The organism is Streptomyces sp. NPDC042371 (assembly GCF_056437465.1).
On record NZ_JBWKAP010000004.1, the window covers coordinates 633,159 to 650,336 of the forward strand.

Below are 17,178 nucleotides of genomic sequence, written 5' to 3' on the forward strand. Positions count from 1 at the left end.
CAACCTCGGGCGCTGCCGCCACGACAAAATGGCTGGTGATGACTGCCATTGCCGCCGCCGCTCCGGCCGGTGAACCAGAGGGGTTCAGCCCCTTCGCCCATCTCACCGTGCAGAACACCGTGCTCTATCGGCACGTGATGCGGGCGTTCGTCGTGGCCAAAGAGCGCTTTGCCGTGCACCTGCGGCCCGAGGATGTGCATGCAGCGTTACCTGGTGAAGTTCGGCCTGGTGAGCTCGACGGGGTCGTCAAGGCACTGGACAAGCTGGTCGTGTGGGGGAACCTGCGGGCCGACCCCGACATGGGCCGGGTCACCGCCGTCGAGGACTTCTACCGCAAGCGGTTCATCTACCAGCTCACACAGGCGGGGGAAGCCGCCGAGGAGGCCCTTGCCACGTACGACGAAGCGCTCGGACGGCGCGGCGCCCTCCAGGCCATCGCCTTGCACGACATCGTCACGCAACTGCGAGCGCTCCTCGTACTCACCGCCGAAGAGCAGCCGGATCCCGGCAAGACGCATCTCGCGCTCGACGCGCTCGCCAGCCGGTTCGCCGCCCTTGCCGACAACGCACGTGCATTCATGGGCTCGTTGCAGCGCACCATCGACCTGCATGAGGTGGAGGAAGAAGTCTTCCTCGCCTACAAGGATCGGCTCATCCAGTATCTGGAGCGCTTCATCCAGGACCTGATCACCCTGGGAGGGCGCATCGCCCAACTGATCCTGGACCTGGAGGAGCACGGCAGGATCGAGGTGCTCCTCAGGGCTGCGGCCAAGCGGGAAGCAGCCGACGCGGCGCCCGAGGAGGGGGATCACGCCACCGGGGAGGCCTACGCGCACTGGGCCAGGCGCTGGGACGGTCTTGCGGCGTGGTTCCTCACCCGCGACGGACGCGAATCGCAGGCCCGTCTGCTGCGCAGCCGAGCCCTGGGGGCGATTCCGCAGATGCTGGCAGTGGTCCGTGTGCTGGGGGAGCGCCGGGCCGGGCGGTCCGACCGGTCCGCTGACTTCCGCACGCTCGCCCGGTGGTTCGCCGAGGCCTCCGACGACGCGTCGAGGCACCGACTGTGGCGGGCCGCCTTCGGGCTCTATCCTGCCCGTCACCTCACGATCGACGCGGACACCCTGGCCGCACGGACGGCCGCACCGGTTCCCGCCGGCACTCCCTGGGCCGCCGCCGAGCCTCTGCGGATCAGCCCGCAGTTGCGCCGCACCGGGAGCTACGAGCGACGTGGCAAACCCCGCAAAGTCGAGGACCGCGAGGAGCGGCGTCGCCATCTGGCAGAGGTGGCGGCCAAGCAGGTCGCGGAGACCGCCGCGGCCAGGGCACGGCTCGTCACGGACGGAACCGTCCGGCTCTCCGAGCTCGGCGAGCTCGACCCCTTGTCTTTCGGGCTCTTCCTCCAACTGCTCGGAGACGCACTGGCCACGTGGCGCCCCGGCATGCGGCACACCGTGGCCACCAGCAATGACGGCTCCATGGAGATCCGGCTCAGCGCGCTGGCCGACGGTTCGACGGCGGAGATCCACACACAGTCCGGAACCTTCCGCGGGCCCGATCACCTCATCGAGATCGTCGACCTGACCGATGGCCTGATGCACGGAGAAATGGACTGATGACCACGCCCCTGGCCGAGGTGCTCGACGGACAACACGCCGCTGAGCTCCGCAAAGCCGCCCGCGCGCTGCTGAAACAGCCCCTTCTCCTCTCCAAGGGCAGGTACGCGGAGGAGTTCCGGCTCGTACGACGGCATGCCTCGGAGCTCCGCGAGTGGTTCGACCGCAACACTGGCTGGCCTCTCCATGCGGATGCCGAGACCGCCCGGCTGCGCAAGATCCCCGGAGTCCTCCACGACGCCACGCACCCGGCCCGCGAGACGACCCGCGCCGCCGCCCCGTTCACCCGCCGTCGCTACGTCCTGCTCTGCCTGGCCCTGGCCGCCCTCGAGCGCGGTGAGTCGCAGATCGCCCTCGGCCGTCTCGCCGATCAGGTCGTCCTCGACGCCACCGACCCCCGGCTCGCCACGGCAGGTATCCAGTTCACCCTGGACCGCAGGGACGAGCGCCTCGACCTCGCCGCGGTCGTACGGCTCCTGCTCGGCCTCGGAGTGCTGCGCCGGGTCGCCGGAGATGAGGAAGCGTATGTGAACGGAGCGGGCGACGTGTTGTACGACGTCGAGCGGCGCGTGCTGGCAGGGCTGCTCGCCACGCGCCGTGGCCCCTCCACGGTGCAGGCCGAGGCGCCCGCCGAACGGCTCGCGCACCTCGTCGCCGAAACCGCACTCGACAGCGACGAGCTGCGCTTCCGCGCGGTGCGGCAGACACTCACCCGCAGACTCCTGGACGACCCGGTGCTCTACTACGACGAGTTGAGCGACGCCGAACTCAGCTATCTCACGCGGCAGCGGGGGTTCCTCACCGCCCGCGTGACCGACCTGACAGGTCTGATACCCGAGATCCGGGCCGAAGGCATCGCCATGGTCGATGCCGAGGACGACCTCACTGATGTACGGATGCCCGAGCAGGGAACCTACGGCCACATCACCTTGCTGCTCGCGGAGTTCCTGGCCAGGGCAGGCGGGCCGGTCACGACCGAGCAGCTCACTCAACGCGTACGGGAACTCGCCGCCGAGCACGGCGGGTTCTGGGCCAAGTCGGCGCGGGAACCGGGTATGGAGGCCGAACTCGTGGAGCAAGCCATCGCTCGGCTCACCGCTCTCGGCCTGGTCGCCCGTACCGCCGACGGCGCCGTCCCCCGCCCCGCCCTGGCCCGCTACGCGGTAGGTGAACCGGTCGTGATCGACCGTGGTCTCGGGCACGCGCCGACACAACGAAAGGCCGGTCAGGAGTGACCACCACACTTCCCGAGCCGCTCCGGGCCCGCTGGCAGCCCCTGCGGATCGGGCTCGTCGATTTGTTCCATTACGACGTGGAGGAATTCCACTTCCGCGACGGGCGTCTGTTGCTGCGCGGCAACAACGGCACCGGCAAGTCCAAGGTGCTGGCGCTCACCCTGCCCTTCCTGCTCGACGCTGACCTGAGCCCGCGACGGGTCGAACCGGACGGCGATCCGGGCAAGCGGATGGAGTGGAACCTTCTGCTCGACGGTGACCATCCGCACTCCGAGCGCCTCGGCTACACCTGGATCGAATTCGGCAGGCTCGACGCGGACAGCGGAGAGAACCACTTCCGCACGCTGCTGTGTGGACTTAAAGCGGTGAGCGGGCGCGGTATCGCACGGCACTGGTACGCGGTCACCGGCCAGCGCGTCCGGCACGGCCCCGGCACATCCGGGGACGAGTTCCTCAGCTTGGTCGACGCCACGGGCACGGCCCTCGCGCGGGACCGCCTCGTGGAGGCCATCGGCGGGCAGGGCATGGTGTACGACCAGGCCAAGACGTACCGCAGAGCGGTGGACGAAGCTCTCTTCGGGCTCGGGGAGCAGCGGTACGGAGCTCTGGTCGACCTGCTCGTCCAGCTGCGCCAGCCCCAGTTGTCCAAGCGGCCCAACGAGGCAGCTCTCTCCCGTGCGCTCACCGAGGCCCTCCCCCCGGTTGACCAGGCCGTCATCGCCGACGTGGCCGAGGCGTTCCGCTCGCTGGACGAGGAGAAGGCCGAGCTCGCCGCCGCCACTGCTGCCGAGCGTGCCGCAGCCGACTTCCTGGACCACTACCGGCGCTACGCCAAGATCGCCACCCGCCGCCGGGCCCGCCTGCCCCGCGTCGAGCACTCCCGCTACGAGCACCGGCAACGGGACCTTGTGGAGGCACAGAGCCAGCAGGCCACGGCAGAGGAGGAGCGGCGGGCCGCCGCGGAGGCGACCAGCATGCTGGAGGAGCGACAGAGCAGGCTGCGCGCGCAGGACGCCGTCTTGCGCGAGGGGCCTGAGATGCGCAGTGCCAGGGACTTGGACCAGGCGCATCAGGAGGCGGAACGCTCCGCGCACGCCGCAGAGCGTGCGCGCGGCGACCGGGACCAGGCGCTCGGCTTGCGTGCCAAGGGTTTGAAGAGGCTCGGCGCCGCCGAGAACCGTCTGAGCGCGGCTGAGCAGGGCGTCGAGGGCATCTACCGGCAGGCGTGCGAGGCCGCCGCCGACGCCAGGGTCGCCCTGCCCGGAGACGTCTGGCTCGAACCGAGCGAACTGCGGCACTCCGTCGAACAATCCGTGGAACGGGGCCGACGCGCTCTGACTCATGTGGAGGGCCTCGCGCAGGCATCCGCTCGTGCTGCGGAGGAACGGCGCAAGCAGGCCGTCCGACTCGATGAGACCGATGCCGACCGCGCCGTCGCTGCGGCTGAGCTGGACCGGGCGGAGCGGGACGCGGAGCGAGCCGGTCGGGCACTGGTCGACGAGGTTCGTGACCATGCTCGTGACTGGAGCGAGCTCGAGTTTCCTGACGAGCCGGGGATGCTGGACGAGCTGCAGGAGTGGGTGGGCCATCTCGATGGCGCCTACCCGGCGAGGACGGCGGCCGCGCACGCCCACGGCGCAGCGTCCGCGCACCTGGCCGGGCAGGCTGCCGAGGTCCGCGGACGACGCACCGACCTCACCGAGCAGGCCGACAGGGTGCGGCGAGAGCTGGCGGCGCTGGAGGCCGGCGGAGGACGTCAGCCACAGCCGCCCCATACCCGCAGTGCCGGTCTGCGTGAGGGGCTGACGGGCGCCCCCTTGTGGCGACTGGTGGACTTCCGGGACGAGGTGCCCGAGGAGTGCCGCGCCGGTCTTGAGGCAGCCTTGGAAGCCTCCGGGATGCTGGACGCCTGGGTGCTCCCCGACGGTGTGCTGCTCGCGGCCGACTGTCACGAGGTGCTCCTGGCGCCTGTCCCGGGGCCGGTACGGGGAACGTCACTCGCGGAGTTGTTGCGACCGGCCGTCGACCACGGAGATGCCGGGGCCGCGGCCGTCGGCGAGGGCACTGTTGCACGGCTGCTCGCGTCGGTCGGCGCAGGGCTGACCGGCCCGGCGGTCGATGAGCGGGGCGGAGAAGCACCTACCTGGGTGGCGCTGGACGGGAGCTTCCGGGTCGGTGCGCTCACCGGCCGGTGGGCCAAGCCCGCTGCCGAATACATCGGCGAGGGTGCGCGGGAGGCCGCCAGGCGATCTCGTATCGCGGTTCTCGGTGTCGAACTCGACTCGCTGCAGCAGCAGTTGGAGGTCGTGGTCGAGCTGGCTACCACCCTCGCCGCCCGTCGCCGCATCCTTGACGCCGAGCTGGCCGACGTACCTGACGAGGGCCCACTTGCCCGGGCGCACGCGCGCGTGAGCGCTGGCGCCGACTCCTTGCACCGCATCGACGAACGGCGCGAGGAGCGGGTCACCGCCCTCCAAGAGGCGGCTGAGCGTGCCGAGTTGGCCGCAGCCGACCTCGCAGGAACCGCCGGGGACCTGGGTTTGCCCGCCGAGCAGGAGGGCTTGACCGCGGTGCGTCAGGCGCTCGGCTTCCTCGCCGAGGTCCTGGCCGCTCTCTGGCCCGCACTGCGTGAGCGCGGCGAGGCGGCAGGCCAGGCGGCGGACGAACGTACTGAAGCGGAACGCGCCTCGGAGCGGGCCACGGAACTCGTGGACCGTGCGAAGGAGGCGGAGCGCGCGGCGGCCGTTGCCGATGAACGCTTCACGACCTTGCACGCCACGGTCGGCACAGCCGTCGCCGAACTTCAGCGCATGCTCGCGGAGACCGCTGAGGCGCTGCGTACCTGTGAGCGTGAGCAGCGCCTCAGCCGGAACCGTCATGCGGAGGCGGATCGGGCCGCCGGTAAGGCCGAGGGCCGGATCGAGCAGTTGCGCGAAGCGCTCAAGGAGGCCGCCGAGGCGCGCACGGAAGCCATCGCCGCGCTCCAGCGGTTCACCGAAACCGGTCTGATGGCCGTGGCGCTGCCCGATATCCAGCTGCCCGCCGCGGGCGGCGACGCATGGGCAGCCACCCCCGCCATCGCGCTGGCCCGTGCCATCGACGCGGACCTGTCCGCCACCGACGACTCGGACAGCGCGTGGGAGCGAGTGCAGCGCCGGCTCAGCGAGGAACTCAAATCTCTCCAGGACACGCTGTCCCGGCACGGGCACAGCGCCTCCGCCCGCATGGTGGAAGAGGGCATGGTCGTCGACATCGTCTACCAGGGCCGCGAACGAGCCGTACCGGAACTGGCCGACGCGCTGGCTGTCGAGGTCGGCGAGCTCTCCCGCATTCTGTCCGCGCGCGAACGGGACATCCTGGAGACTCACCTGGTCACCGAGGTGGCAGGCACGCTCCAGGACCTGATCGGCGCGGCCGAACGGCGGGTACGGGACATGAACGAAGAGCTGGAGGAGCGGCCGACCTCCACCGGCATGCGGTTGCGCCTGGTCTGGCGGGCATCCCGCAAGGCTCCCGCAGGGCTCGCCCAGGCCAGGGACCGGCTGCGCAGGTCGGCCGACGTGTGGACCGCTGAGGACCGTGGAGCTGTGGGGGAGTTCCTTCAGGAGCAAATCGCGCGGCAGCATACTGACGACGCGTCGGGCAGCTGGCTTGAGCATCTCACCGCCGCTCTCGACTACCGGACGTGGCACGAGTTCGGGGTCGAACGGCACCAGCAGGGTCGCTGGGTCCCGGCTACGGGACCCGCATCGGGCGGCGAGCGGGTGCTTGCGGTCTCCGTGCCGCTGTTCGCGGCTGCCTCTTCCCACTACGCGAGCGCGGGAAGCCCCTACGCGCCGCGACTGGTCACTCTCGACGAGGCGTTCGCGGGAGTGGACGACGACTCGCGCGCCAAGTGCCTGGGCCTGCTGCACGCCTTCGACCTCGACGTCGTCATGACCAGTGAACGCGAGTGGGCCTGCTACCCCCAGGTGCCCGGCATCGCCATCGCCCAGCTGTCGCGGATCGACGAGGTCGCGGCGGTGCTCGTCACGCGCTGGGAGTGGGACGGTACCCGGAGGTCGCGGGGCGCGGAGCCGTTGCGACCCCAGCCCCAGCGAGTGCCCCGGTCACGCGCAGGAGCGGACGCGTCCATCACGGAGCCGCTGTGGAGCTGACCCCCGGCCAGGACGTGACGGTCGACGATGTACGGCTGCGCAGGCTGCTGGGCGACTCCGGACTCGACTGGCTGGTCGACCGGGTGCACCGACGCCTGGAACGTGGTCAGCCGCTCACCGGTTCGGTGTCCTTGAGTGAGCCGACCGAGGCGCAACGATCCGCTGCTGAAAGGCTGCTGGGGCGCGCCCCAGGGAGCGGGCGGTCCCTGTCCATCCGCCTCGATGCGGTGGACGAACTCCTGCGCCGCTCCGGCATCAGCCCGGCGGGGCTGGCGGCGGCCCTGACCGCGCTCACCGGCCCTGTCCGGCTGCTCGGCTCGGTCCGTGCCGAGGAGGAGCGGGCATGGCGTGAGGCCTACGCACCGGTGGACGCGCTCGCGGAAGACATCCCCGCGCTCCGGAACTGGGTCGACCGAATCCGGAGTGAGGGGCTGGTCCGGCGCCTCGCCGGTACCCCTGCCGCAGCAGCCGACCTGCTGGGTAAGGCGGCCACGGCCCTGCGTGCCCTGCCGGCGGACCCGCCGGTGGCGCTGCCCACGTTCGCGTCCCGTTTCCTCGACGGCGCGCACGCGCTGGATGACGGAACGCCGCTCTGCACGCTGACCCTCTCCGGTGCCCGGGCCCTGACCGGCTTCCCGGACGGAAGAGGTACACAGTGGCGTCGCGAGGCGTGGGCTTCGGCGGGACTGTTGCGGGACGCGCTCTCCTCCACCGTGCTCACCCTGAACCTGCGAGGCACACCGGCTCTGGACTGGATGGCTGATGCGGGCGAGCCCGTCGTACTGACCCTGCGGCAGCTGACCCGGCACCCACCCGACGCCGCACCGCCGACGGTCCGGATCTGCGAGAACCCCGCTGTGCTCGCCGCGGCCGCCGACAGCCACGGTGCTGATTCCGCGCCGTTGGTCTGTCTCCAAGGACAGCCGTCCGCCGCGGCCGTCACGCTCCTTCGTCATCTTGACGCACACGGCGCTCGCCTGCGTTACCACGGGGACTTCGACTGGGGTGGCCTACGCATCGCCACGGCGTTGCTGCGCCATGTCCCCTGGAGCCCATGGCGCTACACGGTCGCCCACTACCGTGCGGCGACGCGCACCCTGACCGGCGGCCCGCCCCTCACCGGCACGCGAGCCGAGGCCCCGTGGGACCCGGACCTGGCGGATGCCTTGGAGGAGTCGGGCGTCAGGGTGGAGGAGGAGGCGGTCCTGAACGACCTGCTGTCCGACCTCGGCTGAGTGAGGCTGCACGCCTCGCGCCCTGCCGTCCGCACTTCACCCGGATCACCGGCTTCCCCGGGCGGGCCCCAATCGCCGGGCGCTCCTCATCCGTCGTTGCCTCGGCTACTCGCACGCGGCGCTGAGGGCCGTCCCGGGCACGTTTGAATGGCCCGTGTTCAGCTATGTGTCACTGTCGGTGGGAGGGCTGCACGATGACACCCTCACCGCGCATGTGACTTCCTGTAGTCGGCGCGAAAGCGGGACCCCTTACGTGGACGATGTGAACGCGTATGAGAACGAGGCATTGCTGGAGATCTCACAGGCGGACGTTCAGGGTTCGCCGCCATGAGGGGGGGCGCGCGACGGTCCACGCCACCAACGCGCCCTTCCGGATGGGCCCCTCGATCGTTTCCGGCGAAAGGATGACCTCATGCCAGACGTTCTAGTTGTCGGGGCGGGAATCGTCGGTGCCTCCGTGGCCTACCACTTGGCGAGTCGGGGCGTTCCGGTCACCTTGCTCGAGCAGGGGCCGGGCCCCGCCTCCGGGGTCACCGCGGACTCCTTCGCCTGGGTCAGCGGGGCGGGCGGGGACCAGCCAGGGGGAGCGGCGGATCTGCGTCAGTACGTGCTCGCGGACTACCGGCGCCTGGAGGCCGAGCTGCCCCACGTCACCCTCCGCCGGACCGGCTCGCTGAACTGGGGCGGCGGGCCGGAGCAGGAGTTGCGGCCTGTAGCCGGACAGTTCCGTGTCGGGCGCAGTGACATCGCCGCTCTGGAGCCCGCCCTCCGGAACCCTCCTGACCAGGCCATCCACATTCCCGGCGACGCCGGTGTCGACGCGACGGCGATGACCGGCGCACTCGTGGCCGCGGCCAGGGCCTACGGAGCCACCGTGCGGTACGAAACGGACGTCACCTCGTTGCGGATGTCCGGTGAACGGGTCGCGGGAGTGCTGTCCTCGACCGGGCCCCACGCCGCCGCAACTGTCGTGCTCACCGCGGGTACCAGCGTCCCCGGGCTGTGCGAGCCGTTGCCGGTCGATCTTCCCGTTGCCGCCTCACCGGCCACCCTCGTACGGGTCGCGGCACCGCCGGGGCTGGTCAGGACCATCGTGGCCCGACCTGATCTGGAGGTGCGGGAAGTGCGTGACGGCGAGCTGCTGCTGCCTCTGTCGCACGGTGCGGGCCGGGCCGCACCCGGTGAACGGGCCGCGTACGACGCGCTCCTGCGGCTGCGGGCGACCTTCCGTGGCAGTGATCAGTGCCGTCTGCTGGGCTATCGGACCGCCAGACGTCCCATACCCGCCCACGGACCTCTCATTGGATATGCGACACGCGACCGATCCGTCTACGTCGCCGTGCTGCACTCCGCCGTCGCGCTGGCGCCCACCGTCGGCAGGCTCGTGGCGGACGAACTCGTGACCGGCAGGCCGACGCCCGAACTCCGGCGGTGTCGCCCGCGTACCCACTGACCTCACTTCTTCACAGTGGCGACGGCACCGGTGGTGGTTATGGCGACCGGGAATCGACCTGGCCCAACCGCTGCCGCGGATTTACCTTGCGCCTATGAATGAGCTGCGCAAACGCAAGTACGAGCGATGGTTCCGCGCCGCGGACGTCGACGGCGACGGTGCGATAACGCGGCAGGACGTCGTCCTCATGAGTGACCGCTACCTCCAGGCCAGGGGCGTTGCCTCCGACTCCCCTCAGGGCATGCGGATGCACGACACCATGCACCAGTTCTGGGAGTCCGTGATCGCCCCCCTCGACGCCGACAAGGACGACAGGGTGACCTCGGCGGAGATGACGGAGGCGTTCGCCGCCGCGTTCGTCGATCGCGGTCGCTACCCCGAGGAGCTCGCGCCGGTCGCCGACCGCTTCTTCGATCTGGCCGACGTCGACGGTGACGGCGCGATCAGCCTCACCGAGTTCACGCACATCTTCGGAAGCACGGGACGGGCCGCCGACGAGGAGTGCGCCGAGGTGTTCAACGCGCTCGACCTCGACGGCTCAGGAGCCCTGTCGCGGACCGAGTATCACAGGGCCGCGTCCGAGTTCTTCTACGGAGACGATCCCGGCTCTCCGGCCAATCACCTCTTCGGGCGTCTCACGTAACAGCCGCTCAGGCCGCGGTGTGGTCGAGGAACTCCACGGTCCAGCCCGTCGGCGGGATCAGCTCGAACAGTCGCCTCACCTTCGGCGACAGACGGCGCAGCGACTGCCTGCGCCAGGCCCCGAACCGGCTCGGATGGCTGCCCTCTTGGAGCAGTCGCAACGCGATGTCCAGCTCCAGCATGGGTCGAGGCCCCTCGGCCAGCCGGGTGCGGGCCAGGTCTGCGGCGGTGAAGTGGATACGGAGCGGCATACGCAGAGCCTGATCAAGATGTCGTTATTCGGGCTAGGCCAAATCACGTCGACCCTCGGTCACCCGCTGAGCCAACCTTGTCCGTGAGCGAGCACGAACAAGCTCCACCTCGGCCCCGTCCATCGGTGGCCCGAAGTGGATGTGGCCGGACGGCCGTGGCGCGGGGGGATGCGGCCGTCCGGTCGCCCTTCACCTGTCGGCGTACGGGGATTTCGCGGGGAGTTCCACGGTGATGCGGAGCCCGCCGTCGGGGCGCGGGGCGAGGGTGAGGGTGCCGTCGTGGGCCCGGGTGATGGTCTTGACGATGGCCAGGCCGAGGCCGACGCCGACGTGGTCGGTGTGGATCCGTTCGGTGCCGCGCTGGAAGGGTTCGGTGAGCGTCGAGACCAGCTCCGGGGCGAGTCGCTCGCCGGTGTTCTCGACGGTGAGCACCACGGTGCCGGGGCGGACGCTGGTAGTCACCCACACGGTGCCCTGATCCGGCAGGTTGTGGACGATCGCGTTGTGCACGAGGTTCATGGTCAGCTGCAGGAGCAGCGGTTGCGAGCCGGTCGTGAGGGCGATGTCGCCGACGGTCTCGATGGTGGTGCCGTGCTTCTCCGCGAGCGGGAGGAGCGTTTCGGTGGCTTCCTCCGCCAGGAGGGACAGGTCGACGCGCTCGCGGGTGAAGGACCGCTGGTCGGCACGGCTGAGCAGGAGCAGCGCCTCGGTGAGGTCGATCGCCCGGGTGTTGACCGCGGTGAGGCGGTCGATGACTTCGCCGCTGTCGTGGTTCGGATCGGTGCGGGCGACGTCGAGCAGCGTCTTCGAGATCGCGAGCGGTGTGCGCAGTTCGTGCGAGGCGTTGGCCGCGAACCTCCGCTGCTCCGCGACGTGCGCTTCGAGCTGCGCCAGCATCGTGTCGAAGGTGTCGGCGAGTTCGCGGAATTCGTCCTGGCGGCCCGGGAGCCGGATGCGGTGCGAGAGCGATCCGGCCGCGGCCGTGCGGGTGGCGTGGGTGATGCGGTCCAGCGGGGCGAGCATGCGGCCCGCGAGGAGCCAACCGCCCAGGAGGCCGAACACCAGGAGGAACGCCATGACCACGGCCGCCATCGGGGCGAAACCGCGCACGAAGTCGGTGCCCGGAGATACCCTCCACGCCCCCTCTTCGTTGGTCTGCAGCCACCCCTGTCGCAGGAGGAACACCCCCACGGCGGCGAGCAGCAGGCCACCGGCGACCATGAGGAATCCGGCGTAGCTCAGGGTGAGCTTGAGACGGACACTCATCCCGCGCTCCCTGGGCACGGACCGCTCCCTCGGCATGGACCGCTCCCTAGGCACGGTCCGCCGCCTCGTCCCCGGTCCGCGGCTGCTGCGCCTCGATGCGGTAGCCGACGCCCGGCACGGTGGCGATGATCCACGGTTCGCCGAGCCGCTTGCGCAGGGCCGACACGGTGATGCGTACGGCGTTGGTGAACGGGTCGGCGTTCTCGTCCCACGCGCGCTCCAGCAGCTCCTCGGCGCTGACGACACCGCCTTCCGCGGCGACGAGCACTTCGAGCACGGCGAACTGCTTCCTGGTCAGGGCGACGAAGCGGCCGTCCCGGTAGACCTCCCTGCGGAACGGGTCGAGGCGCAGCCCGGCGATCTCGAGCACGGGAGGCCTGCTGTGGGCCCGCCTGCGGTTGAGTGCTCGGAGCCTGAGCGCGAGTTCCCGTAGCTCGAAGGGCTTCGTCAGGTAGTCGTCGGCTCCGAGCTCGAACCCGGAGGCCTTGTCGTCGAGACGGTCGGCGGCGGTGAGCATGAGGATCGGCATGCCGCTGCCGGAGGCGACGATGCGTTTGGCGACCTCATCACCGGACGGCCCCGGAATGTCGCGGTCCAGGACGGCGATGTCGTACGTGTTGAAGCTGAGCAACTCCAGCGCGGTGCCGCCGTCGCCCGCGATGTCGGCCGCGATCGCTTCCAGCCGCAGGCCGTCGCGGATGGCTTCTGCGAGATAGGGCTCGTCCTCGACGATCAAGACACGCATGTTCTTCAGAATACGAGCCGACACATATCGTCGACATATCGAAAACCGCATACGCGTCGGCAACATCGTCTTGCTTTGACTGGCGGTATGACTCGAACCCCAGCATCAGCACGAACGACGCCCCGTCGGGTTCGCTGGCTGGTCCTCGGCGGTCTGACAGCCGTCATAGCAATGATCACGGCGGGAGTCCTCGCCTTCCAGACGTCGAAGTCCTCGACCCGATCATCCCTGTCCAGACCTTCTCTGCCGCCCGCGCCGTCCCCGTCCCGCTCGCCTTCCGCTTCGCCCTCGGACATGGCTGGCAGCGAGAAACGCGCGGCCCCGGGCAGGGCCGACGGTGTCGTCCCCGACGGCGTGACCGTCTTCGACGACTCGATTCCGGCCGTGGCCAAACTCGATCCGGAACTGCGCAAGGCCCTGCGCCGGGCAGCGACCGCCGCCGCGGCCGAGGGAGTCGAATTCCATGTCAACAGCGGCTGGCGCTCCCCGAAATACCAGAGTCGGCTGCTCGCCGATGCGGTCTCCGAATACGGATCCGAACGCGAGGCCGCCCGCTGGGTGGCCACCGCTTCGACGTCTCCTCATGTGTCGGGGGACGCGGTCGACATCGGGGGCTCCGACGCGACGGAGTGGCTGTCCGGGCACGGCACCGAGTACGGCCTGTGCCAGATCTACCGGAACGAACCATGGCACTACGAATTGAGCACCGATGCGATCGACGACCGAGCCTGCCCGCGCATGTACGCCGACCCCACGCAGGACCCGAGGATGCAGCAGTGAGCGAGGACAGGCGATGACGCAGCTGGACACGGCCGAAATCGAGCAGAGCAGCCCGGCGGCCACCGGTGCCCCGACGGGCGAGGCGGCCGAGGCGGCCGAGGCGGACAGGACCAGCCGTATCGGCGGGGCCTCGCGGGCCCGCATGCAGCGGGCGATCCACGCCCTCTCCGGGCCGGGGCCGTGGCAGCACGGCAAGGTGACCGCCGCGCTGGCGCTCCTGCTGGGGCTGCTCATGCTGATGCACGCGCAGATCACCGACCGCGGTGGCCTCGGCAGCCTGGTGGAGACCTTCCTTCCGTGGTTCGGCCTGTTCGTCCCCGTGCTGCTGGCCGTCGCGCTGTGGCGTCGCTCCGCCTCCGCGGTGGCCGCGCTGCTGCTGCCGGTCACGGTGTGGCTGAGCCTCTTCGGCGGGCTGCTCGTCGACAAGGCCCAGTCGGACGGCGACCTCACCGTGGCGAGCCACAACGTCGCCGCGGAGAACGCCGACCCCGTCGGTACCGCCCGCGACCTGGTGGACTCCGGTGCCGATGTGCTGGCCATCGAGGAGATCTCGCAGCAGGCCAGGGGCACGTACGAGAAGGAGCTCGCGAAGGCGTACCCGCACCACACGGTGCAGGGCACGGTCGGGCTGTGGAGCAAGCTGCCGCTGTCCGACATCCGGCCGGTCGACACCGAGCAGGACGTCGGGCCGCTGGGGGAAGCCAAGCCGGCCGCGGAGAAGCTGGTCGACATCCGTGCGCTGCGCGCCACGGTGGCCACGGACCAGGGGCCCCTCGCCGTGTACGTGGCCCACCTGGGGTCCGTACGGGTCACCCCGGAGGGGGGCTTCGGGACGGCCACGCGGAACCGGAACGCCCGGGCGCTCGGCGCGGCCCTCGCCGCCGAGCGGAACGAGCGGGTGGTGCTGCTCGGCGATCTGAACGGCGCCTTGGACGACCGCGCGCTCCACGGCATCACCTCGCAGCTGCGCTCGGTCCAGGACGAGGCAGGGAACGGCTTCGGCTTCACCTGGCCCGCGAAGTTCCCGGTGGCGCGGATCGACCAGATCCTGGTCCGCGGCGTGGAACCGACGAGCGCGTGGCAGCTTCCGGAGACCGGCAGCGACCACCTGCCGGTGGCGGCCGGAATCAGCTGGTGAACACCGGTACACGTCGTCCGCATATCGTCGGCGTATCGAAAACCGCATACGTGCCGACAACACCGCCCCGCCTTGACTGACGGCATGTCCTCCAGCGAACCAGCACGAGCAGCGGGCGTGCGCCCGACCGTCGAACCGATCAGCGCCGCGGAGCACTTGGCGTTCGTGCGGACCCAACGCTCGGTCAGCTTCCTGCAGACCCCGGCATGGGCCCACGTCAAGACCGAGTGGCGCAGCGAGTCGCTCGGCTGGTTCGACGGGCGGCGCCTGGTCGGCGCCGGGCTCGTCCTGCACCGCCCGGTGCCGCGGTTCGACCGGTTCACGCTGGCCTACCTCGCCGAGGGCCCGGCCATCGACTGGACCGGCGATCTCGGCGCGTGGCTCGACCCGCTGGCGTCGTACCTCAAGTCGCGCGGCGCGTTCGCGATCCGGCTCGGCCCGTCGGTGTGCACCAACACCTGGAGCGCCGCGCAGGTCAAGGAGGGCATCGCCGACCCGGGCATCGAGCGGCTCACCGACATGCCCAGCCAGTGGGACAACCCGGTCGGCGTCCGCGTGACGGGGCGACTCAGGGACGGCGGCTGGCTGCCGCAGAACCCGGAGGACGGCTTCGGGGTCGGGCACCCGCAGTTCAAGTACGAGGTTCCGCTGGCGGGCAGGACCGAGGACGACCTGCTCAGGGGCATGAACCAGCTCTGGCGCCGCAACATCAAGAAGGCGGCCAAGGAGGGGGTCGAGGTCACGGTCGGCGAGGACCTGAAGGCGTTTCACGACCTCTACGTCCACACCGCCGAGCGCGACCGCTTCACGCCCCGGCCGCTGCGCTACTTCGAGACCATGTTCGCGGCGCTGCGCGCGGAGGACCCCGAGCGGATCAAGCTCTATCTGGCCCACCACCAAGGCGACTTGGTCGCCGCCACCCTTCTGGTCCGCGTCGGCGCCCATGCGGTGTACGCCTACGGTGCCTCCGCCACCGAGAAGCGTGAGGTGCGCGGCTCCAACGCCTGCCAGTGGGCGATGATCCGCGATTCCCTGGCGGCCGGTTGTGACGTCTACGACCTGCGCGGCATCACCCCGACCCTCGACGCCGACGACGCGCACGTGGGACTGATCCGGTTCAAGGTCGGCGCCGGGGGGCAGGCGGTGCGGTACGTCGGCGAGTGGGACCTGCCGCTGCGGCCGATGGTCTACCGGGCCTTCGACCTCCACATGAGGCGGCGCGGGCGCTGAGTTCCAAGGCGCGGGATGAGCACGGCAGTTGGGGTGACTTCGGCCTGGTCGGCTAGGTGAGCGCGGCGGCGACCTCGTCGAGGCGTGCCCCGCGGGAGGCCTTGACGAGCACCACGTCGTCGGCGGCGAGGCGGCCGCGCAGCCAGTCGACGGCCGCGTCGTTGTCGGCAAGCACCACCGCTCCCTCGCCCGCGCCGTCGGCGATCGGCCGGGCGGCCTCGCCGACCACGGCGACCGCATCGGCCCGGGCGGCGGCGTACGCCCCGACGGCACGGTGTTCGGCCGCACTGGCCTCGCCCAGTTCGAGCATCTCGCCGAGGACGGCGATCCGGCGCCCGCACTGGATCGCCGCGAGCGCGTCCAGGGCGGCGCGGGTGGAGTCGGGCCCTGCGTTGTAGGAGTCGTTGAGCAGCATCGCGCCACTGGTGAGGTCGCGCAGTTCCATGCGCCACTCCGACAGCGAGGCCGTGGCCAGCGCCGCCGCGGCGATGTCGAGAGGCACCCCGGCCGCCAGCCCCGCAGCCGCGGCGGCCGACGCGTTGAGAGCCTGGTGGGCGCCGACGAGCGGCAGCGCGCAGCGAGCCGAGGCGTCGGTGGTCCGCAGCGTGCAGGTCGGCCGCCCGAGCCGGTCGAGGGTCAGGCCGAGCACGCGTACGTCGGCGTGTGCCGCCCGGCCGAAGGTGAGCACCGGACCGTCGGTGAGCGAGCGCATCGCGGCTACCCGGGGATCGTCGCCGTTGAGGACGGCGGTGCCGCCGGGGGCCAGCCCCTGCACCAACTCCCCTTTGGCCGTGGCGATGGCGGCGCGCGACCCGAACTCGCCGAGGTGGGCCCGGCCGACGTTGAGGACGACGCCGATGTCGGGCGCGACCAGGCCGGTGAGCCGGGCGATGTCGCCGATGTGCCGGGCTCCCATTTCGAGGACGAGGAACCGGGTGGCCGCGTCGGCACGCAACATGGTGAGCGGCACGCCGAGCTCGTTGTTGAGCGAGCCGATGGTGGCGGTCGTCGGTGCCGCGCTCGAAACCACGGCGGTCAGCAGGTCCTTGGTGCCGGTCTTGCCCTGGGAGCCGGTCAGCCCGATGACGGTCAGCCCGTCGCGCAGCCGGGCGACGACGTGGGAGGCGAGCGCCTGCAGGCTGCTCCGGGGGTCCCTGACGACGACGGTGGGCAGCGGTGTGGGCCGGGAGCCGAGCACGGCCACCGCACCGGCACGGCAGGCCTGACCTGCGTAGTCATGGCCGTCGTGGTGCTCGCCGGGAAAGGCGACGAAGAGGCCGCCCGGCACGGCCTTGCGGCCGTCGATCACGGCGGGAGCGGTCACGGTCACGGTCGGCGCGGTCGCTGAGCTGTCGCCCTCGACCTTGCCGCCGACGATTGCGGCGATCTCGCCGAGGCTGAGGGGGATCATGTTGTCTGCCTGTAGGTCATTG

At 70.8% G+C, this 17,178-nt stretch carries 13 protein-coding genes; 9 read left to right on the forward strand and 4 right to left on the reverse strand.

Going from position 1 to position 17,178, the window contains the following annotated elements:
• Positions 1-38: 38 nt before the first annotated feature.
• From AC068B_RS15640 to AC068B_RS15665, 6 genes are all read left to right on the forward strand, one after another.
• Positions 39-1,613, forward strand: a complete 1,575-nt coding sequence (locus AC068B_RS15640) for a TIGR02677 family protein (RefSeq protein WP_478672100.1) — start codon at positions 39-41, stop codon at positions 1,611-1,613.
• Positions 1,613-2,848 carry a TIGR02678 family protein gene (locus AC068B_RS15645; RefSeq protein ID WP_478671967.1) on the forward strand — a complete coding sequence of 412 codons (1,236 nt, stop codon included), beginning with the start codon at positions 1,613-1,615 and terminating at the stop codon, positions 2,846-2,848. The genes AC068B_RS15640 and AC068B_RS15645 overlap by 1 nt, the downstream gene beginning before the upstream one ends.
• Positions 2,845-7,005: a TIGR02680 family protein gene (locus tag AC068B_RS15650; protein ID WP_478671968.1), complete on the forward strand. Its 4,161-nt coding sequence runs from the start codon at positions 2,845-2,847 to the stop codon at positions 7,003-7,005. Before AC068B_RS15645 ends, AC068B_RS15650 begins: the two co-directional genes overlap by 4 nt.
• Positions 6,996-8,240 carry a TIGR02679 family protein gene (locus AC068B_RS15655; protein WP_478671969.1) on the forward strand — a complete coding sequence of 415 codons (1,245 nt, stop codon included), beginning with the start codon at positions 6,996-6,998 and terminating at the stop codon, positions 8,238-8,240. Before AC068B_RS15650 ends, AC068B_RS15655 begins: the two co-directional genes overlap by 10 nt.
• A 412-nt stretch (positions 8,241-8,652) precedes the next feature.
• On the forward strand, positions 8,653-9,693 hold the full coding sequence (locus AC068B_RS15660) for an NAD(P)/FAD-dependent oxidoreductase (RefSeq protein ID WP_478671971.1): 1,041 nt from the start codon (positions 8,653-8,655) through the stop codon (positions 9,691-9,693).
• A gap of 94 nt (positions 9,694-9,787) precedes the next feature.
• Entirely contained in the window at positions 9,788-10,336 is a 549-nt protein-coding gene (locus AC068B_RS15665) for an EF-hand domain-containing protein (protein WP_478671972.1), read from the forward strand.
• Between the two features lie 7 nt (positions 10,337-10,343).
• Here AC068B_RS15665 and AC068B_RS15670 read toward each other — a convergent pair whose 3' ends face one another.
• From AC068B_RS15670 to vanR-Sc, 3 genes are all read right to left on the reverse strand, one after another.
• The gene (locus AC068B_RS15670) at positions 10,344-10,586 is read right to left on the reverse strand and encodes a hypothetical protein (RefSeq protein WP_478671973.1); all 243 of its coding nucleotides are present in this window, start codon (positions 10,584-10,586) and stop codon (positions 10,344-10,346) included.
• 189 nt (positions 10,587-10,775) lie between these two features.
• The gene (locus tag AC068B_RS15675; protein ID WP_478671974.1) at positions 10,776-11,852 is read right to left on the reverse strand and encodes a sensor histidine kinase; all 1,077 of its coding nucleotides are present in this window, start codon (positions 11,850-11,852) and stop codon (positions 10,776-10,778) included.
• 46 nt (positions 11,853-11,898) lie between these two features.
• The gene (gene vanR-Sc / locus AC068B_RS15680; RefSeq protein ID WP_478671975.1) at positions 11,899-12,597 is read right to left on the reverse strand and encodes a VanSc-type vancomycin resistance response regulator transcription factor VanR; all 699 of its coding nucleotides are present in this window, start codon (positions 12,595-12,597) and stop codon (positions 11,899-11,901) included.
• 294 nt (positions 12,598-12,891) lie between these two features.
• Here vanR-Sc and AC068B_RS15685 point away from each other — a divergent pair, with 294 nt between their 5' ends.
• The 3 genes from AC068B_RS15685 to AC068B_RS15695 all read left to right on the forward strand — a co-directional run bounded on the left by AC068B_RS15685 (position 12,892) and on the right by AC068B_RS15695 (position 15,745).
• Positions 12,892-13,377 carry a M15 family metallopeptidase gene (locus AC068B_RS15685; protein WP_478671976.1) on the forward strand — a complete coding sequence of 162 codons (486 nt, stop codon included), beginning with the start codon at positions 12,892-12,894 and terminating at the stop codon, positions 13,375-13,377.
• A gap of 13 nt (positions 13,378-13,390) precedes the next feature.
• Positions 13,391-14,515 carry an endonuclease/exonuclease/phosphatase family protein gene (locus AC068B_RS15690; RefSeq protein WP_478671978.1) on the forward strand — a complete coding sequence of 375 codons (1,125 nt, stop codon included), beginning with the start codon at positions 13,391-13,393 and terminating at the stop codon, positions 14,513-14,515.
• A gap of 84 nt (positions 14,516-14,599) precedes the next feature.
• Complete coding sequence (locus tag AC068B_RS15695) at positions 14,600-15,745, forward strand: lipid II:glycine glycyltransferase FemX (RefSeq protein ID WP_478671979.1); 1,146 nt, start codon at positions 14,600-14,602, stop codon at positions 15,743-15,745.
• A 52-nt stretch (positions 15,746-15,797) separates the two neighbouring features.
• On the opposite strand, the gene AC068B_RS15700 is transcribed toward AC068B_RS15695, so the two are convergent.
• Complete coding sequence (locus tag AC068B_RS15700) at positions 15,798-17,156, reverse strand: UDP-N-acetylmuramoyl-tripeptide--D-alanyl-D-alanine ligase (RefSeq protein ID WP_478671980.1); 1,359 nt, start codon at positions 17,154-17,156, stop codon at positions 15,798-15,800.
• Positions 17,157-17,178 lie beyond the last annotated feature (22 nt).

Coding starts and splice junctions, on each gene's coding strand:
- AC068B_RS15695 (WP_478671979.1), top strand. CDS start 14,600: ATGTCCTCCAGCGAACCAGCACGAGCAGCGGGCGTGCGCCCGACCGTC.
- AC068B_RS15640 (WP_478672100.1), top strand. CDS start 39: ATGACTGCCATTGCCGCCGCCGCTCCGGCCGGTGAACCAGAGGGGTTC.
- AC068B_RS15665 (WP_478671972.1), top strand. CDS start 9,788: ATGAATGAGCTGCGCAAACGCAAGTACGAGCGATGGTTCCGCGCCGCG.
- AC068B_RS15685 (WP_478671976.1), top strand. CDS start 12,892: ATGGCTGGCAGCGAGAAACGCGCGGCCCCGGGCAGGGCCGACGGTGTC.
- AC068B_RS15700 (WP_478671980.1), bottom strand. CDS start 17,156: ATGATCCCCCTCAGCCTCGGCGAGATCGCCGCAATCGTCGGCGGCAAG.
- AC068B_RS15645 (WP_478671967.1), top strand. CDS start 1,613: ATGACCACGCCCCTGGCCGAGGTGCTCGACGGACAACACGCCGCTGAG.
- vanR-Sc (WP_478671975.1), bottom strand. CDS start 12,597: ATGCGTGTCTTGATCGTCGAGGACGAGCCCTATCTCGCAGAAGCCATC.
- AC068B_RS15660 (WP_478671971.1), top strand. CDS start 8,653: ATGCCAGACGTTCTAGTTGTCGGGGCGGGAATCGTCGGTGCCTCCGTG.
- AC068B_RS15675 (WP_478671974.1), bottom strand. CDS start 11,852: ATGAGTGTCCGTCTCAAGCTCACCCTGAGCTACGCCGGATTCCTCATG.
- AC068B_RS15690 (WP_478671978.1), top strand. CDS start 13,391: ATGACGCAGCTGGACACGGCCGAAATCGAGCAGAGCAGCCCGGCGGCC.
- AC068B_RS15670 (WP_478671973.1), bottom strand. CDS start 10,586: ATGCCGCTCCGTATCCACTTCACCGCCGCAGACCTGGCCCGCACCCGG.